19 protein-coding genes are annotated in these 22,366 nt (G+C 56.0%); 4 read left to right on the top strand and 15 right to left on the bottom strand.

Going from position 1 to position 22,366, the window contains the following annotated elements:
* Positions 1–31: 31 nt before the first annotated feature.
* From hxsC to X739_RS144615, 4 genes are all read right to left on the bottom strand, one after another.
* Positions 32–1,192, bottom strand: coding sequence for a His-Xaa-Ser system radical SAM maturase HxsC (hxsC, locus tag X739_RS144600; protein WP_023795326.1), 1,161 nt, complete (start codon positions 1,190–1,192; stop codon positions 32–34).
* 1 nt (position 1,193) lies between these two features.
* Positions 1,194–2,612, bottom strand: a complete 1,419-nt coding sequence (hxsB, locus tag X739_RS144605) for a His-Xaa-Ser system radical SAM maturase HxsB (protein WP_198026153.1) — start codon at positions 2,610–2,612, stop codon at positions 1,194–1,196.
* A 31-nt stretch (positions 2,613–2,643) separates the two neighbouring features.
* Positions 2,644–2,976, bottom strand: a complete 333-nt coding sequence (locus X739_RS144610) for a hypothetical protein (protein WP_031252176.1) — start codon at positions 2,974–2,976, stop codon at positions 2,644–2,646.
* A 412-nt stretch (positions 2,977–3,388) separates the two neighbouring features.
* Positions 3,389–5,278: a RecQ family ATP-dependent DNA helicase gene (locus X739_RS144615; RefSeq protein ID WP_245273912.1), complete on the bottom strand. Its 1,890-nt coding sequence runs from the start codon at positions 5,276–5,278 to the stop codon at positions 3,389–3,391.
* On the opposite strand from X739_RS144615, the gene X739_RS144620 reads away from it, so the two are divergent.
* The 4 genes from X739_RS144620 (at position 5,244) to X739_RS144635 (ending at position 7,732) form a co-directional block, all read left to right on the top strand.
* Positions 5,244–5,729 (top strand): hypothetical protein, encoded by a 486-nt coding sequence (locus X739_RS144620; RefSeq protein ID WP_023795322.1) that lies wholly within the window; start codon positions 5,244–5,246, stop codon positions 5,727–5,729. The two genes, X739_RS144615 and X739_RS144620, sit on opposite strands and share 35 nt — an antisense overlap.
* 92 nt (positions 5,730–5,821) lie before the next feature.
* Entirely contained in the window at positions 5,822–6,013 is a 192-nt protein-coding gene (locus X739_RS144625) for a DUF4238 domain-containing protein (protein WP_023795321.1), read from the top strand.
* Positions 6,014–6,266: 253 nt separating this feature from the next.
* Entirely contained in the window at positions 6,267–7,094 is an 828-nt protein-coding gene (locus X739_RS144630; protein ID WP_156939903.1) for a hypothetical protein, read from the top strand.
* Positions 7,091–7,732, top strand: a complete 642-nt coding sequence (locus X739_RS144635; protein ID WP_023795319.1) for a hypothetical protein — start codon at positions 7,091–7,093, stop codon at positions 7,730–7,732. The genes X739_RS144630 and X739_RS144635 overlap by 4 nt, the downstream gene beginning before the upstream one ends.
* A gap of 137 nt (positions 7,733–7,869) precedes the next feature.
* On the opposite strand, the gene X739_RS144640 is transcribed toward X739_RS144635, so the two are convergent.
* From X739_RS144640 to X739_RS1000000169430, 11 genes are all read right to left on the bottom strand, one after another.
* Positions 7,870–9,225 (bottom strand): hypothetical protein, encoded by a 1,356-nt coding sequence (locus X739_RS144640; RefSeq protein WP_023795318.1) that lies wholly within the window; start codon positions 9,223–9,225, stop codon positions 7,870–7,872.
* A gap of 119 nt (positions 9,226–9,344) precedes the next feature.
* On the bottom strand, positions 9,345–9,698 hold the full coding sequence (locus X739_RS144645; RefSeq protein ID WP_156939901.1) for a hypothetical protein: 354 nt from the start codon (positions 9,696–9,698) through the stop codon (positions 9,345–9,347).
* Positions 9,699–9,961: 263 nt separating this feature from the next.
* Positions 9,962–11,551: a DUF927 domain-containing protein gene (locus X739_RS144650; RefSeq protein WP_023795316.1), complete on the bottom strand. Its 1,590-nt coding sequence runs from the start codon at positions 11,549–11,551 to the stop codon at positions 9,962–9,964.
* Positions 11,552–11,707: 156 nt separating this feature from the next.
* Positions 11,708–12,616, bottom strand: a complete 909-nt coding sequence (locus tag X739_RS144655; protein WP_156939897.1) for a hypothetical protein — start codon at positions 12,614–12,616, stop codon at positions 11,708–11,710.
* A 93-nt stretch (positions 12,617–12,709) separates the two neighbouring features.
* The gene (locus X739_RS144660) at positions 12,710–13,156 is read right to left on the bottom strand and encodes a hypothetical protein (protein WP_023795314.1); all 447 of its coding nucleotides are present in this window, start codon (positions 13,154–13,156) and stop codon (positions 12,710–12,712) included.
* A 196-nt stretch (positions 13,157–13,352) separates the two neighbouring features.
* Positions 13,353–14,321 carry a hypothetical protein gene (locus X739_RS144665; RefSeq protein ID WP_156939895.1) on the bottom strand — a complete coding sequence of 323 codons (969 nt, stop codon included), beginning with the start codon at positions 14,319–14,321 and terminating at the stop codon, positions 13,353–13,355.
* A gap of 299 nt (positions 14,322–14,620) precedes the next feature.
* Positions 14,621–16,366, bottom strand: a complete 1,746-nt coding sequence (locus tag X739_RS144670) for a DUF6538 domain-containing protein (protein WP_023795312.1) — start codon at positions 16,364–16,366, stop codon at positions 14,621–14,623.
* Positions 16,367–16,899: 533 nt separating this feature from the next.
* On the bottom strand, positions 16,900–17,355 hold the full coding sequence (locus X739_RS144675; protein ID WP_023795311.1) for a MucR family transcriptional regulator: 456 nt from the start codon (positions 17,353–17,355) through the stop codon (positions 16,900–16,902).
* A 551-nt stretch (positions 17,356–17,906) separates the two neighbouring features.
* Complete coding sequence (locus X739_RS144680; RefSeq protein ID WP_245273920.1) at positions 17,907–19,169, bottom strand: HlyD family type I secretion periplasmic adaptor subunit; 1,263 nt, start codon at positions 19,167–19,169, stop codon at positions 17,907–17,909.
* Positions 19,170–19,263: 94 nt separating this feature from the next.
* Entirely contained in the window at positions 19,264–21,003 is a 1,740-nt protein-coding gene (locus tag X739_RS144685; RefSeq protein ID WP_023795309.1) for a type I secretion system permease/ATPase, read from the bottom strand.
* A 376-nt stretch (positions 21,004–21,379) separates the two neighbouring features.
* Positions 21,380–22,366, bottom strand: a 987-nt coding sequence (locus X739_RS1000000169430; protein WP_031252170.1) for a calcium-binding protein, incomplete at its 5' end; no start/stop codon positions are given.

Here is a 22,366-nt window from a genome sequence, read left to right as displayed (position 1 = left end):
TGCCCTCGCTGAAGTTAACTTCGCACGTCTTCTATTGGTACGCGGAAATGTGCGAGCTTCGAGCTAGGGTGCTGGATGCAAAGAACCCCCCACACGAAGCGCGCTTCGAACACTTTGTGCACTCATCTACGTATTCATTTTTCCAATCGCTGATCGACCGCTTTGCGAACCGATGGATTGAACCATCGAGGAGGCAGAGCTGGTGGTTGTAGACCGAAACATTGATCCTAGCTGCAGCCAAATACTGCACGGCCGCCCGAAGTTCGTTCCGATAGTCATACGGGTCCATCCAGAGCTTATCCATGTTCGCCCTTGTGAACCCAGTGATCTCAAGGCCCATAAACGTCACGTGATCGACGAAGGTCAGGTTTCTGAAAATGAAATCCGACAGGTCAGCGAGTCCTTGGTACGTTTGCTTGTGAACGACAACTCGTATCTCGACCTCGGCTCCGACGGCCTTCAGGTTCATGATCCCGCGGACGGTCTCATCAAAAGCGCCTTTGGACTGAACCACATAGTCATGGACCTCCGGGTCAGCGGAATAGATCGGTATGCCTACCGAGAGACGTCGGTGACCGACCGCTTGGTATCTCTCTGCGAAGGCCTTGTCCTTGAAAGTTCGGCCATTCGAAAGAATGTGGATTGGCGTGGAAGGTAGATGGTTGCGGGCACAGGACAAAATCTCGAAAAAGTCCTCGCCGACCAGCGTTGGCTCTCCGCCAGTGATCCCGAGAAACGGTGTCGTTGGAGGCAGCAGCGGCAGCACATCTATGATTTCTCGCGCCAACCAGCGATCGTCAACGTCTTTGGGTGGCTGGGAGCACATCAAGCACAGGTGGTTGCACCGCTCCGTTACGAGGAAATAGTTCGCATTGGCATCCTTTCTGAACAGGACACGCACTGCCTTTCGATCCGGCACAAAGCGGATAACGTCTCCCTCGCTGAGGTAGTCGAACTCGTCGGGCAGAACGACTAGTCGTCGGTCTGGAAACAGGCGCTCAGCCTCCAGCCGATGCTCCTCAAAGGTGACAACCCACTGGCATTCAGGATGAAACGCCTGCCCCTTGAAGAGATACGCATCATGCTCCGGGTTAGGCGCTTGATCAGCTAGGTCCGTCACGAGCCTAAGTGCCACCCGCTGTGAGAAATCACCCACGGTTGCTGACGCAGCGAAGCCACTCAGTCGCAACATCCTAATTCGCCCAACTTAGAAAGAGCTCTCGGGCGGTGACGTCCCTCTCCATAAGGTCGATCAGCCTCTTGAAGATAGACATGTTGCGATTGCAGAAGCCCGACCGCGTTTTCAGGCCAACAAAGTCGCCCTGCGTTGCGGTATGGAACACTGGATCGGAGCCACAGAACGGCTCGTAAGCGCAGTCGGCGCACATCGGTGCAGAGCCTGCAAAAGACTGCTCGATAGGATCGAGGAGGGCGTCAGACCCGAAAATCTCACCATAGGTGTTTTCGTGGACATTCCCTAGCAGGAATGTCTTATCGCCCATTTCGGCCAACATTCGCGCTTCGTCGGACGCGTAGACGCTGGCGTCATAATTGTAGACAACGGCGGAGATGCCGATCCCTGCCGGGCTCATCAGGTCCACATATCCCGGCTCGAACGGCGTCAGCATCTTCGTGAGGATAGTGGCTGCGTAAAACTCTCTGAAGGGAATGCCACTCCGGTTCAGTTCCAGGATGTAGTTCAACCCTTCGAAGTAGAAGTCGAGCCAGCGATCCACGTCGTAGGCCGCGTATGATTTCGTCTTGACCGCAAAACCATATGGAGAAAGTGGCCGAAGAAATATTCCGGGGAATTGCAAACTGACGTATTCGTCGATGATCGTGCGGACTTGCGAGAGGCTGGCCTTCGTTGTGGTCATCAAAGCGCTAACGCGTTCATGCCCAAGGACCGTTCTAGCCTTGTGAATGCCCGCGACGGCCAACTCATAGCTGTTTTTTCCGGGGCGCGGACGATTGGTGTTGTGAAGGGCAGCCGGACCATCGAGCGAGGTCGAGATCAGGATGCTGTGCTGGCGACAAAACTCTAGGATTTCGTCTGTGACGACGGCGAGGTTTGTCGTGATGACGAACTGCAAGGATCGCCCGGCAACCTGATTGATTTCTTCAGCTCTGCGCACGACATGCTGGATCAGCTGAAAGTTCAGCAGCGGTTCGCCGCCTTGGAATTCGATTTTGATCGCCGGGCTGGGGGATTGAAAAATCAGGGCCAACGCCTTCTCGGCAGTCTCCGCCGACATGTCGAAGGCCGAGCGATCCTCGCTTTGACGAGAGACCTGACAGTACGGGCAGGAGTGCTCGCACCGCAGAGACACCACCATTATGTGAAGCGAGGTGAAGTTCTCGAGCCGCTTCGCCTTGGTGCGAACTTTAAGCGCAAGCAGCTCCTTGCCGATATTGGAGGATGCGTCAAAGAGGAACTGCCTGCTACGCAGGCGGGAGTAGGCAGGGTGTGCGCTGGGAAGGTCGTGTTTAACAAACGAAGCCAGCACGGCGCGCGGCAATACCAGATATTCGCCCGCTTGGTTGGTCAGCACATACCGGTCGTCGTCCAACTGGGAAAAACGGAAGTACGCGAGCTGATATGTGTCGTCCAAGGGGCGTTGGAACTCAGTTGCCGGAGCAAACTTAGTCATCGGATTGCAGGCCCGATCTGGAAAACGCCAGCGCCAGTATCGCGTTTCTAACCGTCGCGGTTTCGGCGGCGATACTGCTACGCAGGTCCTGGTCCAAGACCTCGAGCCGCAGCCTCTCTTTCGCCGCGTCGGCCGAAACCCACCCGACTGCCTTGCTGAAGTTGATCGTGCAGACTGCGAAGCCGTCTTCGATAGTAATATCAACCGCAGCGTTCCCGGTTACCCGGTAGGCCGCGCGCTTCACACAGTCGAGGCTGAAGACTGACAGATCAAAATTGACGTGGGCAGTTTGGACGAGCTCGCTATCGCGAGGGGTGTCCGACATCAACAATAGCTGTAGCCAGAGCAGTGAGACCCGTGACTAGCATGGCTCGAGTGGGTAGTATAATCGGCCACCGTAACATTCGAGCCATTTGAGCGGTCGAGCACGTAACCCTGCCCCAACTCCGCTTTAACCGTGCCAGCTTCAGCGAGCTCGGCCGAAGGGTGATTTGCTGTCTCGATAAGTACGGCAGCCTGAACTTGGCCACTGAGAATCATTGTAGCCGACAAGGCCATTGGTGACAGGAAACTGCGCTTCGACATTATCCAAACCCCCGTTTGTATGGACTCATTAGCAAAACGGGCCAAGCCGGGCAAGTACCGATTGTGGAGAAGTGCTTAATGGATCACTAATATTACGACCAAATACTGTATCGCGGAGTTGACGAGTTCCGTCTTCTGAGCGCAATTGATCGTCATTTTCGCCCTGAACGCGGGAATTCACCTCCCACGATCCGCGCAACATAAGCTATTGCGCCGTGCTTTTTGATTGTTGCGGCGTCGCAACTATCGCAGCAAGCGGTGTGGTGGGTTCTCGGCGCACGTGTTCCAAAAACCCATTCAAGGATCCGCCCTGCAAGGCTCAGTTTGTGCCGCCCCTCGCTAGCGCCGAAATAGTTGCGGATCGACTTACGAAAACAAGAAGTCGAGCGGAGCATCCCGGCCACTTGATCGATGTTCTGGGTCCGCTGCTCCAGGATGACCGCTCTTTGGTGTTCATCGCCCGTTGCATTCGAGACAGTCATCTCGGCCATGAATTTGAGGCGTCCCGTATCACCTCGACCCTTACCGTCGTGGAACATGACCGAGACCGAAGGCTTCCCATCTCTTCCAGCGCGGCCAAACTCCTGCAACAGGTCTTCAACAGATGCTGATTGTTGCCAGTGCACCACCAACCGCACGTTAGGAACGTCGAGGCCCATGCCAAAGGCGTTGGTGCAGATGATCTGATCGACAACCGGGCGGCTCTGCCCGAGGAAGCGCTTAACGAGTTCCTGCCGCTCCCATGCAGTACCCAGCTTGGAATGATAGAATGGGATGTCCAACCCCATCGCCGACAAAGCAGTCCGCAGTTCGTCGCCCACTTTTACCGTAGGGACGAAACTCATCGCCTTCTGCCCCTTCAACTGGGGCAGCGCCAGCATGGATGCTATTTCCTGCGCCCGCTGTTCAGATCGACAATGCCGTCGCAACATCGCGATGTTTGGCCTATCCACATCGCGGACGAACACTTTCGCGTCCGGGATGCCAAGCGAAGCGAGAATCCGGTCTTGCATTTCCTTTCCAGCAGTAGCTGTGAAAGCCAAGACCGGGGGAGCACCGAGCTTTTCCCGAACCTCGCGCAAGCGCCCGTACTCGGGGCGAAAGTCCTCACCCCAGCGGTCAACACAATGGGCTTCGTCTATGATCAGAAAGGACGGCTCGCTGCGCTTAAGTTGGCTGCGCTCCGCATCGCTGCGAACGAAGAAGCGCTCCGGCGCTACGTAGAGGAGCTTGATGGCCTTCAGGCCAAGCAGAGAAAAGCGGGTCTCCTTCTCTTCGCGGCTGAGATCACTGTTGATGAACGTTGCCGGTATCTTCTTGGCTAGAAGCTCGGACACCTGTTCGGACATCAGCGCCTTCAGGGGAGACACAACAAGGGCCACCCCGCGCCTGAGCACCGCGGGAAGCTGAAAACACAGGGTTTTGCCGGAGCCCGTAGGGCTAACGACCAATACGGATTTTCCCGAAAGCGCCGCCAATACGATTGGCAACTGACCGTGACGAAATCGCTGCAGCCCAAATAGGCGTAGAGCGGGTCCAAAGTTACCTGTGGCTTCGGTCACCACTCCTTCGCGGTCCAGCCATCTCGCGAGCCTCACGGCCCATCTCTCAATCGCCCGTCTTGCCAGACCACCAGCCAAGTTTGGGTGATGGCGCGCGTGACAGCCGTCACAGAGCGTAATCAAGTTCGACATTTCATCGGTTCCACCCATCGAACGGGGGAGAAGGTGGTGAATGTCGGCACTAGCCGATTTGAGCTGGATGCCGCAGGAAACACACCGAAAGCCGTCCCGTTGCAAAACCTGCTTCCGGATCATGGACCAGCTATTCGATGGCACGTTCAGATCAAATTTCCCCAATGTAGTCAGCAGCTGGCAGGGTAGTCCCTCGAAAGCCTCGAAAGTCTCCGCGGAATAGTGAAGGGTCTCAGTTAAAACCGGGTGTAGCAAACTGTTGACAGGTTTGGCGGCCAGAGGCATTGCCGTGCCGGTAAGGGATTTGGGCAGCATGATGAAACCGATTTCAGCGTTATTGGCCGCCATTTTCCTCGCCGTCTCACCGGCAGCGGCCGAGCCCAAATTTGGCGACTATCCCACAAAGATGTATCTCAAAGGGAAGTCAGCCCTGCCAAAATTTGCGGGCTCCGTTGCCCAATTCAAGACAAGGATTCGGAACGGTATGAAGTCCGGCCCGAACTACGGCGGCCACTTTACCCTGATCGAAATCGGCTGTGGCACGTCTTGCATTTTCGCGTTTCTGATCGATGGCCGCGATGGGAGGCTGGTCGATTTCCCCCTCGGCGGCGAGGACAACAACCAGCTTCAACTCCACTATGGCATCGACAGCACCCTTCTGCAGGCTGACTGGATGGACACCAGCAACGACAAGTACGACACCTGCGTTCGGCGCTTTTACGATGTCGGATCAGGGAATCTGACGAAGATCTCTGAGACCACGTACTCGATCAAACCGTTCTCGTTCTGCGGCCAGTGACAGCGGATCGGGTCGCGCGACTCAGGGCAGCTCTTTTAGCTAGAATTCGCGCGTTTGCGGCAGGCGGGAGACCGATTTGCTAAATTGCGAGCATGGCGTCCGAGAATCAACATCACGTCCCTAAGTTCATCCTGCAGTTCCTTTCCGACGAGAAGAACGAGCGGGTCTCGGTATTCGACAAACACACGGGGAGAACATTCGTCACATCCACCAAAAACATGATGGCGGAGCGCCGGTTCAACGATTTCACATTCGACGATGAATGGATCGCCTCCTTGATCTGATCGCCTGTGCTGCAGGGATCAGACCCTGCTAAGATCGTCTTCGGCTGCGACCGTGCGGTATAAGGTCGCGAATTCGGCGCCAGAACTGAAGTATTGAATGAACGAAAGCACTTTCGAAGCGTCCGCAGCTAGCGACCTTTCACAACTCGGCTGATGCCTCTAAACTTCACAAATTATGCAGTTCCATCGATTCATGAGAGCCGACGAATTCGTTCGCGAATTGGCGCCTCTACATGCTTTTCGCAGCGAGTACATGGGCACCAGTCTTTTGGAGGGGCTCGAATCCGCTAGCTTGCTCTTTCCCCGAATTCGTCTTCGCTACCCTGACCCCGTTGCTCGCCGTCTTTGGCTGGAGATGCACGAGGACATGCCGTGCCAATTAAAACATCCGCTTGAACCCGACGGGGCGCGATGGGATTCCGCCGTTGATTTTCGAAATAGGCTTCACCGTTGGCAGAATTACATCGTTTATGGGATCTCCCCGCATCCTCTTGACGATTACGAACCGCGCTTCACCGAATTTGTTCAGCGGCCAAAAGATTTTTCGTTCGAGCGGCGGCTCGATCGACGCGTTGACGTTAGTAGCGACGTTTATGAGACACTGTTCGATGATTGCAATGTCGAGGATTATTACAGCAGTTGGCAGTTACTTTTTGCCGCTGAATTGGCTGATGCTGGAATTCATATGAGGATCAATTTGGCGGATAGAAATATCGCTCGTGCCGCTGAAAAGGCCATTCATCAGGGTCGCATTCCTGCAGGCACCTCAAGTGCGTTCAACTTCTTGCCCGCTCATGCCGCGCGGAATTTTGCCAGCCACGAGAAGGCGCTGGACGCCGTCGTCTGGTTTGCGGAGGAGCGCTCGCGCATGCTGTCGAAAATCACCACGCAACATGGCGGCGGGCGTTTCCGCCTGAGTCCAGCGGAGGGAGCACAATACGAGCAGGCTGGGCAAGACTTGGCCTTGGCGTCTGCCAAGCGCTTTTCCATTGGCGGCAACGATCTCGAGACGCTCATACGGCCGAATTGCGAGACCGAATTGGAAGGCTTGGCGGAGGGTTCAAACCGATCCTTGACGTGATCTGGCCTAATTGGGCCGAGGAGGAAAAAGAGCGCGCGCGCCTGACCCTGAAGTCCGCAATGAGATCAGACAGGAACACGGGGTTCTTTGTTAGCGAAGCCGATATCGGTGCCTTTGTGCACTTTCTCGCCAGCGAAGGACTCGAGGCTTTTTTCTGGCGGCTGAAGTCGTTCGAGAATCACGATTTGCGCGGCAATGAATTCGCAATCGAGGGCATGCAAAGCGATATTCAGGGAATGGCCATTGCGGTGGAGCATGTGGCCGTCACTCTCGGTGGAACTGCAACTCAGCTGCTCGAGAAGTTCAAACAGCTCTGGCGCGATCCAGACGTGCTGCGAATCCTTAAGCGCGGCGACGTTGCGCCCTTGGCCCGTACGGCGCGATTGGCGCAAGACTGGTCGGCCCTCAAAGCTAAGATCAATGCGTTGCGTAGCGAGCCCGGGGGGCAAGTCGCGGCGGATCTCGCGATGGCCCATCGCATTCGCGGCGGTGTCCATGCCGTCTTACCCGAGGACGATCATTTTGAGCTAGAGGCACTCTTCATCGGCCTGATGCGCGCGGCCCTGCTTACCTTTGTGGAAGTTCGGCGCAACGACCCGGCACTGAAAAAGGACCCGGAAGACATCCCTGTCGACTAAGCCTACCAGAAACTGTCTTGGAGTAACAGGAGGCTTTGGAAGTAGCTGAATTGGCTAGCAATTATGTTCAAAGCTATGATTTGCTCTAGAATTACGACTTCCGTCAGTTCAGGCGGTGCCTATGTCCGTCGATGTCACTACTGCATTAGAAGCGTTGGGTCATCAATGGCGTTCGTAGCTGCCCATCCTAGGCAACTAATTAGACAGTGTCTGGCTATCTCCTCGCTGAAACGACGCGTCGAGATCCAGTCGTCTCCAAAGTTCTCATTCGTGCCGTGTATGGTGCGGCTGCGGCCCTTCCCATAAATCTCTTCGACACCTTGTTTCGTTGTCTGGCCGTTCGTTCGGATCGGGTCGTTTGGTTCCGGTCCTAAACGGGCCTTGATTAGCCTTAATATCCCGGCAGACTCTCTGCCAGACGCAAGAGCATCTAGACACGCGGCGAACTTAACGATTGCTATGAGATCAACCTGCTCACGACATCCTTCGTGGAACCAAAGCAATGCCTGAGCCAAAGCATTCATTAGCTTAGGACGCCCAACAGTTCCGGTGGGACTTAGGTAGAATTCCAACACTTCTGCAACAGTCCGAAACGCGTCGCTGTTATTTTGGAGTATGCCAGCCCAGTCGGCCGGGCTAATCTGTGGGCCATGCGGCCTGCCTTGCAGCCTTCCACCAATAAGCACTATTCGCCCGGGCGCAAACGTGAGCGATCGTTGTTGCCGGACTGCACGGTCGATTAGAAGGTTGAAGCCGTCTAAGGCTCGCGAAGGCGTTGGCCACCATAGCGCAACACAAATCAGCGCCAGTCGAGCAGCAGTTTGAGCCTTTAGTGCACCAGCGCCGTGCGCCAGCCCATCAGTGATCACCGAGCAGACATAAGGACAACTCCCGATCGCCTCCAAAACTCCCGATTCCCGGTGTCGATCTGCGACCCGTTTCCTTTGCCTGGCTTTGTGCCCTGCCCATGTCTTTATGACCCGGCGGGTTGTGACGGACGAAATGTCACCTTCCTCCGTTTTCCGCGCTATCCAATCAAGTCGCGGCTCAAAGCGGACGGGCCCAAGCGAGAACGGGGCGATTCCGCTATCCTTGAACAAAGTACAACCAAACGCATGGTCGTGGACGCCGCCGCGATTGGCTTGCGCCAAAGCGCCACGTACGGATACGAGAATCTCATCCGCACTGGCGTCCGGATCGCCCGCGATGTCGATTTTTGTAAGTAGGGGACCGAGCGCAGTGCGAAGCACTTGGTTCCATTCGTTGTCGGTATGTGAACGAGACAAAACTGGATTGTTCTGCTTTAAAACGGAGCTAATCCGGGCGATGGAAGTCTCCATGGCCCGCGACAACATAAGAGAACCCCCGTGACCATTTGAGACGAAGCTTGGCAGTGCCAGAACTCCATCTATTTGCTCAGGAAAAAAGCCCGGCGCTTGCGCTATCGCCAGCTCTGAAATCAGAGCTTTCATAAGGTCGTGAAGCGTTGTCATACCGGGCCTTGTTATTCACTACAGTCGTTGAGACGGGTCGCTGAGTCCAAACTGAATGAGCATTCCGCTCTTCGGGCTGAAAGGCGCTCGACTAGAGCACGAAGCCGTTCGTCATCTGCCTAAAAAATAATGATTTGGTTTCCGCCAAGGAATGCCTTCCAAGCCGAGATGCATTCCTTCGCAATCTGAAATGCGTTGTACTGCTTACCATTGACGGTGACGATCACTTGAGCCGACCAGTCCATAGTACTGGTGCTGAGGTTATAGTGCTGATTAACGACTTCCACCGTTTCGGCCTTGGCATCCCTGCCCGGCCCGGCGTGTTTGACCGAGTTAGCTATGAGAGCGGCGATTTGGAGCGCCCGGTTGGCTTCAGCGAATCGCTTTCCCACTTCTCCTAGGTGCTTGGTACTCGGATCTCTTCTTAGGTAGTCGAGCATGTGGTGTGCACAAATAAAAAATTCTTCGGCCATGTCTCGAGGCCGATCGGTTTCCATATTCGGCCCATACCCTGTGCTAATCTTCTCGAATCGTTCGTAGGATCGCAGCATCTTTTGGTAATGGCGAGCAAGGCTAAAGGGCATCGGACAAATCGCATTATGAAGGATCGGTGACGGCTATCGAATGAAAGTCGAAGGTACCACCAAATCTTGATTCGGCAAGGAAACAGGCCTCCTCGCTTTGATCCGCCGAGCGACGTCCCCGGTCCCGAAATTAACATGAGGACCGCCTACGCTCATAGCCGAATACAGTACACTCTGTGGCCGTCCAAAGGTACAAAACTCGGCGCTTTGATGGAGAGCTTGGACTTTTTCCCCCCTTCATATTTCAGCCGATTGGCCGTCTTCAGTTGCCTCAAGATCGCTTCGCAGTCTTGACCCAACTCAGCTCGAAGGACCGCGGTTGGCACATAGTAGGTTTCTGCACCGTCGTCCTTTTTCAGGTACGCGAACGGAGGTTCCCAGAAGAGGAGATCTGGCGCGCCACGGCTCAGGTCCTTGATCCGGTCGGCATACTTCGCCAGAACCTGCCGAATTTGTTCAATCGCACAATCGATATCCCTAGACCGGGAATTTGCGCTTGTGCGGCTGGCCAAACCGAAGATGGTTTGTACGGCCTCGGCAACGGTTTGATCAAAAGCAGGCAGCGCGCCCCATTCCTGCGCTAATCGACCAGCGGCGTAGGTCAGAGCAAACGTATTGAGGACTCGAGCAGGTCCGCCGTTGTTCCTATTTCGGGAGCGGAATTCCTCCATTAGCAGCTCGATCCTGTCGCCAAGGGCCTTCGATCCAGCTTCCTTGGCTTGTTTTGCCACCGCTTGCACGAACATACGCCCCGCCGTGCCGTACTGCCCATCGCAAAACTTTCTCAGGTCCTGCATAGCCTTCACTGGTTCAGAGTATCCGTCAGGGCACCCCGTCATTATCGGTCCTTTAAACGCAATAGTGCACGTGCGGCTTCCTGCCGCGGCAACAGTGTCGGCTGCACCTTGCATCACATCCTTCGATGCCTCGTTCGCCGTGGTTAATAAGGCTACCTTGACGCCCTTTTCCGGATTCTGGCCTAACCTGCGTCGGCCCGAGGATGAGGACTGTTTGAATGCCATTTTGCCGGACGACTTCAGCGATGTGTCCATTTCGTTCTGCTCATCAAGGAGAAGCATCGAATCGCGGGAGAGCTTGCGTAGGTCGTCAAACGACATCTCGGTGAAGTTGTATGTGTCGCCACCGCCTACATGGCTGCTAGGGTCTCCCGCGTAGACGCTAGAGGCTAGGATCGCGAATGTGGTTTTGCCGCACTCTGGCGGCCCCACCAGCTCAACGGAAGGGTTGGGCATATAGGAGGGGGCAAAGCGCAAAAGAGGGCCGACAAAAGCGTAGCTCAGTAGGAAAGCTGCCAGCGGCTCACCCCCGACGATCCTTTCAATACCGGTCTTCCATGCTTTAATTTTTCCGACCGGCTGGAAACGGACGTCGGGCTTGAAGGTGACCAGGATTTCGCTGTCGAGGTTGTCCTCCCCGACCAGCGTACCATCGCCAAACACGTAGACGCTGTCGTCCACCCACCCCGGCCTGCTGGCTACAAGGGCATCGCGAACGGTCGGATACTCATCCACCTTGGCCAAGAGGGCATTGCGAGGTTTGGAAGAAAGAAAGGCGAACCCAGCATCCACCAAATCGGCGAAAACAGCCTTGTCGTTCTTGACGAGATCGGCCGCCGAAAACCATATGGCCACGTTGTCCGTGCCGTATTTGACGTGGATGTGGCCCTCTTGATCCCGCACCTTGTCGAGGATGCTCGGACTGTTTGCCAATTGTTCAGTCATGCCTTTTTCCCGATTTGTTGGCATCTTTTTTCTGGATTTCCCACCTTCCCACCTTTCCCCACCTGTTTTGTGCGCTCGCCGAAAATTGGCGTTAGGCATCACCGGTCACCAGTTGCAGTTATTAAGGTCACCCCTCCAACATGCCCCCCGAGGCCATCAACCACGCCCCCGATGCCGTATTCCGAGGAATTCGCGAACCAGCTCGCGCAAATCGGCCGTCATGAACTGCCGCATCAGGCCGGGCTGAAAGCCGATGAGGATCATCAGTTCGGCCATGCCGTGTTGCGCGTACCACTGAAGCCACTCAGCGCGTTCAGATGCCTGCATCTTGTTGCGCTGCCGACCTTGGTTGCCGCGCTTATCCTCGTAACCGGCTCGTTCCTCGGGCTCAAATTTAGAAAAGTACAAGCCAGAGCCACCGGAGTGGTAGACCGGCTCAATTTTAGAGTTGTGGCGAGGGCGACGGGGAACCACCGCCAATAGCTCCTCGCGCGTTGGCCCGGCAATGATCATGTGGACGTGGGGCTCGTAGAGCAGCTTGCCGTCCACTTCGATCAACGAGATTTCCACGACCCCAAAAGCCTTGGAGGGGACCCCGCGCTGCCGCAGCTCCCGATGGATCGCTTTGACCATCCTTAGCGCGGCCGCAGGCCGAAACCGGTCGAGTGATCCGACCGGCTGCCGGTGGCCCATCTTCGCAAGGGCAACCGAGTGCACGTTCTCGCCGTCGGCGAACATTGGCGCGACTTTCGTCAGCACGATCAATCGAGCGCGCAAGCGCTCATAGACGCAGGCAGCGCTCTTCGCGGGACCCCGCTGCAGACTGTCGAATCCATCGTGGATGGCCGACTTGTAGGCGCGGACATCTAGACCGGCCGCCTTAACGTCATGGACGGCATTGGCCTGCTTTGTCGCCAGTCCCCTCACGGAATAGGTAACGGATGAGGAATTACCCTTGTGGCGACGCCCGGCCGCCTTTGCCGCAGCAGCGGCATCCTTGACGATGGCTTTCAGCCGATCACGGATATCAAATTCGACGTCATGGATGAACTTGGAGAGCTTCATCGTCCGAAACCTGTGGCCAATTAAGGGACGGATATTGAACGGTCTGAGATCGGCACTGGCGACTTTCGAGGTCACCAATGCCAGCAATCGCAACTATTCAGCGTTCGGAATTCGGACGCGAATCCGCACCTGATCTTGGCTTTCAAAAGCGGGGAGGCTAACCAAAAACCAACTCCCGTCGGTTTGTTCTAGCGCGACCATCCACGATATGTGCCCAGCGCGAAGGTATTTTTGCAGGAAGGTCAGGAGCGGCAATTCCGTCTGGCCACCCGTGATCATCGTAGCGACGGTGGAGATATAGAGCTCGACGAGGTGGCCCGGGTACTCAACAACTCCCGTTGGATAGCCAAGATTTGGTTGTATCAGGTCGAAGAGTAATGTCTCGGCCTTTGGTAAATAGAAGAAGTGCTTAAACTTAAGCTCGTTATGCATATCAGCGATTTGCTGTGCCGCGGTGGTCGTAATGAGCATGTCCGCCCTTGGAACATAGTCGCTGAATAGGCATTCCAGAGCCGGTGCGATCTCGGTTATTTCATACATGTCTTGTTCTCCTAATTTTTGACAAACGAAGGCCCCGCTTGCCTTTACCAAGGCAAGGCGCAGAGCCGATTGTTTTGCTGATGACGGAACTTTCCGCTAAGGGCTTACTTTTGCCTGCTACCATCAGTGCTCCTTCTTGATGTGCGGGGCACCGATTGCACAAGACGAGGCTGCTTGATCGCGTAAACCCGCGTAATTACGCGGCTGGCGAGATCGGTTTCTTCAAAACCCCCTTGAGACCCGGCTGCAGTTTAATCCCCTTCCACGCGTCGCGCAGGTTGTTGCGGACGCTGCTCGGGGATATCTCCAAACCGACTGCCGCTAAGTCGGCAAGAATCGATTTCAAAGCCCTCCCGTTTTTCAACACGCGAGGATCGTAGCCATAATGGTTCACGGCCATGACGAGGATCATTCTGTCCAACGTCGGCTTGTCACGCGAGGCTTGTTGCCCACCCAAGCCCTCACTGCCTTCGGGAAGAAGCAGCTCGTTCTCGAAAGTGCTTGGGAAATCGATAGCCATTCTAATGCAAAGCCCCTTTAGTTTGTCGCGCGGTATGCCCTCCGGAATCTCGCCCAGTTCAATGGCCCTGTTCACAATCGACAGAAGTCGACGAAAGTTTTTTGCGAAGGGCGACTTCCTGAATGGCTTCAAGCTGCGGGCATTGACGCATCGGGGATCCTTGTCGAGTGAAAGCGCCACAGCTTCCTCGGCCGACCACACAGGCAGACGGCTCCAGTGCGCGTAGTCGGCCCGAGCAGCTTCTTGTGAGAAGAACCTGCTTTCGTCGAGCAGACATTCGTGGAGATCGTCCAGCTTGGAAGGGCTAAGGAACCGCAGCCGCTGTTCCTCTCTGATCAGCGGTTCGAGCATCTGCTTCAGCCGGTCTGCATCGGCTTGAGAGAGCTGCGTTTCGCCGTCCGGCCCCTCGCTATTATCGAGAGGGAGCCAGACCGTCTCAGGCTCATAGCTAAGGTGCTCGGCGGCTGTGTTCAGCCAGTCCTCGGTGAATCGAGGGCTCTTTTCGTCGGCGTTGGCAACCGCCCACAACATTGCTTGTTGGTCTGGAAATTGAGGTTCGAGGAGGGCAGTGATCTTCCTACTGCCCGGCACTGACTGAACGCCACGGTAAAGTTCGAGAAAATGCTTGTCGCGATAAGCGCGCATGTCGTCCATCCTGTTTGGGGGGATGAACAGCACGACCATACGCGATCAAACTGCCCATCCACACCGGGTTGACTTTCGGTTTGGTTGAGACAGGTGAACCGCATATGCGGTGGGGGCAGTTCCCCGTGGCCGTCTTCTAAGAGACCGCACTCGTTACCTGGAAAGAAGCGGTTGGTTCCACTTTCGTTGAGGCTGCAGACAGGAAATGTGTACGGCTAATACCTCCTGCAAGGGGATGGCCGAAAAATCTTGCAGTTCGCCGATCATCCCGTGGTCCCCGTGCGCCCACGTGCAACAACCTACGCAGGCGCGTCCGACTGGTCTGGCCGCGAGGCTGGATTCTGTTCCTGAAGCCGCAAACGATAGAAGGGCAGCTTTCCAATTTCCCCTGCCATCGTCTTTAGAGTGACCTCGCCGTAAGTTTCGGCCACCGTCCGGGGTGCCTGCCCCTGGATTGCGTCAAGTATGCGTGGCGGAATACCGGCTTCCATTCCCACGGTCTTGAAACGGTGTCGCCAGCCGTGGTTGGGCGCGACGTTCGGGTCCGGTACGAAACTGCGCCCGAATTCGGCGAGACGGTTTTTGAGACCCCGCCGCGCGCCTCGACTGTCTTCGGAGGAACCGACATTCAGGAACAAGTGACCACTGCCAGAAGCCCGCACAAATTCAGGAAAACCGAGGTCGATGAGTTGCTGATGGAGAGGCACATCCCGGGCCTCGTTCGTCTTGACCGTTCCAGCCTCGGGGGTGATACGAATTATCCAAATGCTCTCACGCGTGAACACATCCTGCTTTCGCAACTGGGCCAGTTCGCCTACTCGGGCTCCGGTGAACGCGCACAGCCACGGAATCCAACGCTTGGCAGCAAAAGTTTTCGGACTTTCCTGTCCTCGTTGATGAGACGTAGCGCCGGACAGGATCGCATTGGCCTCTTCGTTTGTAAGGCTCTTCGATCTGAGCTTCGCCGTCTTTCCTACCTTCAAGGTCACGCCCGCCGCCGGATTATGGGTGACCAGTCCGTTTGCGACCCCCCAATCAAAAACAACTTTCAAGGCTGACAGATTGCTGTCCTTAACAGTCTTCGCCGAAACCATTTTTCCGGTCTTAGGCGACGGTGTGCTGAGGCGGTGATTTTTGAATCCGATCACATCCTTGGTAGTGACTTTCGTTGCCTCGTCATGGTCGAGGAAATCGACAAGATAGGCGAATGCATTGCGATAGCTCTCATAGGTGCTCGGTTTCCGGCCTGCCGCCTTGTTTTCTTGCCACCACCCTTCAACCAACCCCGTTAGCGTGGCTGAATCAGATTCCGTCTCTGCAGTCGTCTCCTTGAATGATCGATTGTCCGCGGGTTGAGATTCTGCCGAACGGTGGATTCGCCCGGCTGGCAGCGGTTCTGGCTCATACTCCCCGCGTTCAAGCTTTTGCAGTGTCAAGCTGGCTCGTTGGAAAGCAGCGCCCACCGCCCGCGCTGTCTTTGTGATGCTCCAAGGATCGTTCGAAAAGCCGTTCTGTAGAAGGAGGTCTTTGGCCCTGCTGATGCATACGGCCCTCATCGACTTCCAAAAAATGTTTTCGATCGGCATAATTCCCGGAATGGGGTCGGAGATCCCTTCCACTCCCGGAATCGGGTCAGTCGAGGGTAAGGGATATTCCGTCCACATGCCCTCATAGAAGTCTGTATGCCAGTGCAACTGTTCGCTGGGATTTTCATAGAATTTTTTGAGCCATTCATCGTGGACCGTCTGGGCGAGGGAGTGCGCCTCGCGGTCCGTGATGGAACGTCTTGCGGGTTCGATTCCTCCAGTCGGTTGTTCTTTCAGTTCGCCACGCGCGGCACCGAGCCGAAGTCGGGAGCAATCAGCTTCGAACTCAGCGAGCACCACTGCGTATTTTCGCTTGGCCTCTTCAGGGTCTTTCGTCCCAAGCGTCTTGTTGACTTCCTTGCGGCCCGTCAGCGCGGCTATGTCCGCCGGTAGGCGCTTTCGAAACCAGTAAACGCCGGTCTTACGATGTTTGACAGGACGGCTCATAGCAAGGACCATGTGTAACACCCATGTGTAACACCCGTGTGTGGCACTCGGGAAGGCCTAAGCATATCATTTTGCTAGTTTTTCAGCTGCGTCAACACCTTAGGAGGGTGATGGTGCCCAGAGGCGGAATCCAAGTGAAGGAAATCCGGCTGCGTTTTCTTATGGTTAGGACTCACATAGCAACCGTGCCAACCAACAGAAGTACCAACAAAATATTTCTGTGGATTAGTTCCGTTCCCAAATTCTCTGTTTGCTCGACGCCGGCATACCCGCACCTTATCTTATAAGCCGATAGCCGTTGCTACTCGGGTGGCCATGTTAGTGCCCTCGGTGACCCGCCGTGATGTGGGTTCGAGTCGGTAGACCGCTACACAGCGAGACCCACTATCGAAGAAGCACTTTTCTACTATCGGCGATGCTCAGTCGAGCATTTAAACGGCGAAGAGCGCCTGGGCTAAGGTGGTGCGCCCCGGCACGTGGCCGGTGGGTCGTTTTGGTCGAAAACCAGAGCGCCCGAGGTGGGACGCTCCGGAAGCTTGTCTCTACTAGGCCTTGGGCTTGCGCTTGGCAGGAACTTTCCTAGCAGAGACCGGCTGCGGTTTGCGTCCTAGCCCCGCCGCCTTCGCAAGCGTTGATCTTTGAGCCGCGTAGTTCGGCGCAACCATCGGGTAATCCGGTTTCAATCCCCATTTCTCGCGATATTCGTCCGGAGAGAGTCCGTAGTGTACCGAGAGATGCCGTTTTAGCGATTTGAATTTCTTCCCGTCTTCGAGGCAGATGATGTAGTCCGGCGCTACCGACCGTTTCGGATTGATGGCTGGCTCCTGTTTCGGCAGCTCAACCACATTCGGCTGGCCAAGGCCTGTCAGTGACGAATGAATCGACGCGATGAGATCTGGCAACCCAGCAACGGGTAGTGGATTTTGGCTTACATAGGCAGAGACAATGTCTGCAGTCAGCCCGACGAGATCGGCCGTTTGGGCTTCGTTTTGATCGCTCAAGTATCAGCTCCTACGATAGGGATAAAGCTCGCCCCACGCATCTGTCCTATACCGCAATTGTGACCGATGCCGAGAGAAATTCCACCATCGGATACTGTTAGATGGCCGTCGCCGAGACCAAGCCACAGAGCGCGTCCAATTCGCCTGGGGTTCCTGGAAGCTTTTCGAACTTTCTGGGTCGCGCCTCAGCCGGAATTGCGGGTGCTTATGGACAAAGTGGGATATTAAGATTCGGTTTTGGACAATTTGCACGCACCGATCTGGCACATGTGCCTTACTGATAACGCGTCTGCGTGACCCTAGACTAGTGGTCTACGTTTCAAGCAGCTGCTTTGAGCCGCGTCCCGGTCATAGAGATGACCTCTTCCGCCGACCGAAAGCAGAGGTTGTCTGTCTGATCCCGAGTTGGGGCGGTCTCGAAGACTCCAGAACAATTTCCAGGATCCAAGGACCGAGCTACGAAACCAAAGCGTCATCAACTAGGCTTACCCTGGCGAGACTTTTGGCCAGCACGACGTACTGCAGCGACATTCACCGTGACAGGGCCCGGGCTATCTTTCCCGAAACGCGCGGCTGAACGAATCTCTCAACGGTTTGGTCAGATAAGCCAAAAATGTCCGTTCGCCCGTTGAGATGAACGTCTCGACAGGCATTCCTGGATATACCTGCTCGGGTTTCACCTGTGGCGGCAGCTTTCCCGCTATCTTGAGTCGAACAATGTAGTATGGCTGCCCCGTGCTGGTGGGAACCAGTCGGTCCGCCGAAATATAAAATACCTTTCCTGACACTTTAGGAGTCGTGCGAGCATTGAGTGCCGTAAACATCATGTTAGCCTCTTGGCCCACATGAATGGAATCGATGTCCTCAGGCTTAATCCTTGCCTCGACTATCAGCTCATCCGTCGTTGGGAGAAGTTCTATCGCAACCTCACCTGGCCGAATAACACTGCCTTCAGAACTGAACACCGACCGAACGATGACACCGTCGACCGGGGCTCGAATCGTGGTTCTGTCCAAGACAGAGTGAGCCGCGTTTATTTGCTCTTCTAAGTCGGCTACCTGCGCTCGTGCTTTGTTCAGTTCTGTGACGGCGTCCTCAACCCGGCCGGTTGTTAGCCGCTCGATCTGTTGACGCGCTTCTACCGTCTGGGTAGCTGAGCTTGCGATCTGCGCCTCGAGTGATCCTGCTTGCCCTACCAATTCAGCCGTACTTCGGAGGAGATCCGTATATTCGGATCTGTTCGTAAGCCCCCGTTCCAATAGACCTTTCTTTCGATCCGCCTCTTCGCTAACAATTGCTAGTTGATTTTCCACCGACTTTTTCTGCGCTCGCAGCCCGACGATCGCCTCTTGGAGAGCAGCCACTCGTTGCTCCAATATCTGCTGTTCCGCGGCATAGCGGGCAAGTCGAGCCTGAAATTCCTTCGTTTGCTCGATAAAGACTGTGCTGAAAACGGAACCGTCCGAATGCATCGCTATATCACTTGGAAATACGATCTGCTCAAGACCGTCTCGCTCGGCTTCGAGGCGTGCAATCTCGGCTTTCTGAGCGACCCACTGCTTAACGACACGGTTGAGCTGAGACTGAGCCAGCGTTGGGTCGATTGCGATCAGCGCCTGACCTCTCGCCACTCTATCGCCTTCTCGGACATTGATCCTTGAGATCACCCCCCCCTCGAGATGCTGTATCATCACATTCTGACCCGCTGCTGCAGCCACTACTCCCGGCGCTATAGTTGCCCCGGCGATTGGTGCTGTTACTGCCCAAGAGCCGAAGCCGAGCAAGAAAACTGCGATGCTTCCGTACCCCGCCAGCGTAATCCGATCTGTCCGCGTAACGAGGTTCCGTTGCCAGCGATAGGATCTGGCAGCCGTCTGGATCGTGTGGCTTGTAGCCGTCATGGGTAAACTATACCTCAGCGCGAGCCGGTGAAGGGAATGGCACCACTCCTCCGTCGTCGTTTGACGGAGACACCTTGGACGGTGGAGTCTGGGCTTTTCGCTCGGCATTCCTGCCAAGCACATCCTGGGTCAAGCCGTAGATCTCGATCTGGCCATTGCGCAGCATGAGTATTCGATCGCATATGGAAGCGAGCGACGGGCGATGAGTTATGACCAGCACGGTCGTGCTTCGCAGCCGCGCCTGACTGATTGCTCGCTCCAGCGCGGCTTCACCCTCAGAATCGAGATTCGCGTTGGGCTCGTCGAGAACCAGGATCTTGGGATCGCCGTAGAACGCACGGGCAAGCCCAATGCGCTGACGCTCCCCACCGGAGAGCCGAACGCCGGTAGGGCCGATCTGCGTGGAATACCCGTCCCTCTGAGCAAGAATGAGTTCATGCACTTGGGCGCGCTGCGCGGCCTGAATCAATTTCTCATCAGGCGCGTCGGGTTCGAAACGGGAAATGTTCTGCGCTATGGTCCCGGGGAAAAGTTCTACATCCTGCGGGAGATATCCGATTTGACGCCCAAGTTCTTCGGGATTCCAGTTCCGGATGTTGCCGCCATCTACGCGGACAGCCCCCGACCGAGGTTCAATTGCACCTACTAGCAAGCGCGCAAGAGTTGATTTTCCAGCCTGGCTTGGCCCGACGACGGCAACTACCTGGCCTGCGGGAACTTCGAACGTCAAACGCTTTATCAGCGGCGGCGCGCCATCGGCCGAGCCCGGAAGATAGTAGATAACTTGGTCCGCGCCTATTACCCCTTGAGGCGTTGGCAACGCCACGCCTTCTTTCCCGGGCTTCCATTGAAGGCTCGAAAGCCGCTTCCAAGCACTCCTGGCGTCTATGATCTGCCGCCAACCTCCAATGATCTGATCGAGAGGCTGGAGGGCTCGCGCCGACATCATTGAAGATGCAAATATCATTCCGGCAGTCATCTCGTTGTGCAAAACCAGATAGGCGCCAGTGCCCAAAATCGCTATTTGCAGTACCGAGCGTGCGGTACGAGATACCGCTCCGTAAAACGCGTTTATGCGAGCGACTTTGTCGGTGGCACTCAGAGAGTCAGAAAAGCGAGTGCCCCAGAACTCTAATGCGTTCGCGACCATGCCGAGTGCGCGTACTGTTTCGAAGTTCCTCGCGAACGCCTGCGCCGAGTTCATTGAGGCGCCGAGACATTCTGCTGCCTCCTTAGATGGCCTCGCGCTGGCCGCCTGATTTAGGACGGCAACCGAAAGCAATAGAGTCGCCCCGACCACCGTCACCAGGAAAAGCAGCGGGTGGATGAAATAAAGCAGACCCACAAAGATTGGGCCGAATGGGAGGTCGAAGAGGACAAACACTGTTCTTGAAGCGATGAAGCTTCTCACTGTAGCCAAGTCGCGCAACGCCTGCACGTCGCCAAGCCCAGCACGGGGCCCACTCATCGCTCCCAGGAAAGACGATGGACCCAAGGACACGTCCAGTCGAGCGGCTAGCCGACTTGCATACACGCCGCGAACGACTTCGAGGGCTCCAAAAAGCGCAAGCGAAAAGAGAGCGAATAAGGTCAGATAGGCGAGTGTGTCCAGATTTGCTGCCGGCAAAACCCGATCGTATACCTGTAGCATGTAGAGGGGCAGAATCAGCATGACGACATTTGTCACGGCGGAAAAGACACCAATGTGGATCACGCTTCCGGATAACAGGTTGCTGCTTTTTGACATCTCCGAATTGCCCCCGAAATTTCCAGTGCTCAACTGATGAATGAGCTACAGAGCGAAATCGTTCTGATCGAGATTTAGGTTCTTCCCTAACAGAATGACCATAAAGTCGGCCACGGCATCTCCGTTAATGTCTGCCTGAACTATCGTATTGGTGGCGTCCTCGAACCACGTCAACGAGTGGGCCAGGACGCTACTATTCTGCCCTCCGAACGCAAAAGTCTGATTCCCTCCAGTAGAGGAATTTGCGTCGATTACCGAGACATCGATCTTGTCGGCCCCATGTTGGAAATCGTTCAGCGTATCCCAGTTTGAAGAATTGCTGTCCGCTGTAGCCTTGAAGAGAAAACGATCGTTTCCGATTCCGCCGATGAGGATGTCAGCGCCAACACCGCCATTGATGAGGTCGTCGCCGCCCAGGCCGGAAATGACGTTCGCTGCCGTGCTTCCCGTCAGCGTGTCGCCAAAGTCCGATCCGATCAGGTTCTCGAAAGCGGAGATGNGTGCCGCCGACCATGGTGTCGGCACCAGCGCCGCCATTGATGAGGTCGTCGCCGCCCAGGCCGGAGATGACGTTCGCTGCCGTGCTTCCCGTCAGCGTGTCGCCAAAGTCCGATCCGATCAGGTTCTCGAAAGCGGAGATGGTATCGCTGCCGGCCCCGATGGTGTTCTGGGCCGCCGTCGTCGCAAGGCTCACCGTGATTGCCGCGGCTGCATGCTCGTAGCTCAACGTATCAATGCCGGCGCCGCCGTTTAGAACGTTGTTGCCGCCATCCCCCTCGAGGGTGTCGTTTTGTGCAGAGCCCAGAAGCCCCTCGATGCTGGAGAAGGTGTCGCCTTCGGCATCGCCGCCGTGCGCCACACCGGTCGTCAGGCTGACATTCACGCCAGCCGCCGAGGCCGCATAGCTGGCCGTGTCGGTACCGGCATCACCGATGAGCGCGTCGGCGCCGCCGAGTCCCGCCAAGGTGTTGTTGCCGGTGTTGCCGGTGATCACGTTGGCGAGCGCATTGCCGGTGCCGGCCAGGTTGCCCGTCCCCGTCAGCGTCAGGTTCTCGACACTCCCAATGACGTGCACAGCATCGGAAAGGTTGAAAGCAATCGACGAGCGAACCAGATCAGTGCCGTCACCGCCGGTCTCGTCCACGATGTCTCCGGTGTTGTCGACGACGTAGATGTCATTGCCTGTGCCGCCGACCATGGTGTCGGCACCAGCGCCGCCATTGATGAGGTCGTCGCCGCCCAGGCCGGAGATGACGTTCGCTGCCGTGCTTCCCGTCAGCGTGTCGCCAAAGCCCGATCCGATCAGGTTCTCGAAAGCGGAGATGGTATCGCTGCCGGCCCCGATGGTGTTCTGGGCCGCCGT

The organism is Mesorhizobium sp. LNHC209A00 (assembly GCF_000502915.1).
Taxonomy (GTDB): Bacteria; Pseudomonadota; Alphaproteobacteria; order Rhizobiales; family Rhizobiaceae; genus Mesorhizobium.
This window is presented reverse-complemented; position numbering and strand designations above follow the sequence as displayed.

What these genes read in the sequence shown, in the direction of transcription:
- hxsC (WP_023795326.1), bottom strand. Translation starts at nt 1,192, where the DNA reads ATGTTGCGACTGAGTGGCTTCGCTGCGTCAGCAACCGTGGGTGATTTC.
- X739_RS144610 (WP_031252176.1), bottom strand. Translation starts at nt 2,976, where the DNA reads ATGTCGGACACCCCTCGCGATAGCGAGCTCGTCCAAACTGCCCACGTC.
- X739_RS144620 (WP_023795322.1), top strand. Translation starts at nt 5,244, where the DNA reads ATGATGAAACCGATTTCAGCGTTATTGGCCGCCATTTTCCTCGCCGTC.
- X739_RS144615 (WP_245273912.1), bottom strand. Translation starts at nt 5,278, where the DNA reads ATGGCGGCCAATAACGCTGAAATCGGTTTCATCATGCTGCCCAAATCC.
- X739_RS144625 (WP_023795321.1), top strand. Translation starts at nt 5,822, where the DNA reads ATGGCGTCCGAGAATCAACATCACGTCCCTAAGTTCATCCTGCAGTTC.
- X739_RS144630 (WP_156939903.1), top strand. Translation starts at nt 6,267, where the DNA reads ATGGGCACCAGTCTTTTGGAGGGGCTCGAATCCGCTAGCTTGCTCTTT.
- X739_RS144640 (WP_023795318.1), bottom strand. Translation starts at nt 9,225, where the DNA reads ATGACAACGCTTCACGACCTTATGAAAGCTCTGATTTCAGAGCTGGCG.
- X739_RS144645 (WP_156939901.1), bottom strand. Translation starts at nt 9,698, where the DNA reads ATGGCCGAAGAATTTTTTATTTGTGCACACCACATGCTCGACTACCTA.
- X739_RS144650 (WP_023795316.1), bottom strand. Translation starts at nt 11,551, where the DNA reads ATGACTGAACAATTGGCAAACAGTCCGAGCATCCTCGACAAGGTGCGG.
- X739_RS144655 (WP_156939897.1), bottom strand. Translation starts at nt 12,616, where the DNA reads ATGAAGCTCTCCAAGTTCATCCATGACGTCGAATTTGATATCCGTGAT.
- X739_RS144660 (WP_023795314.1), bottom strand. Translation starts at nt 13,156, where the DNA reads ATGTATGAAATAACCGAGATCGCACCGGCTCTGGAATGCCTATTCAGC.
- X739_RS144665 (WP_156939895.1), bottom strand. Translation starts at nt 14,321, where the DNA reads ATGCGCGCTTATCGCGACAAGCATTTTCTCGAACTTTACCGTGGCGTT.
- X739_RS144670 (WP_023795312.1), bottom strand. Translation starts at nt 16,366, where the DNA reads ATGGTCCTTGCTATGAGCCGTCCTGTCAAACATCGTAAGACCGGCGTT.
- X739_RS144685 (WP_023795309.1), bottom strand. Translation starts at nt 21,003, where the DNA reads ATGTCAAAAAGCAGCAACCTGTTATCCGGAAGCGTGATCCACATTGGT.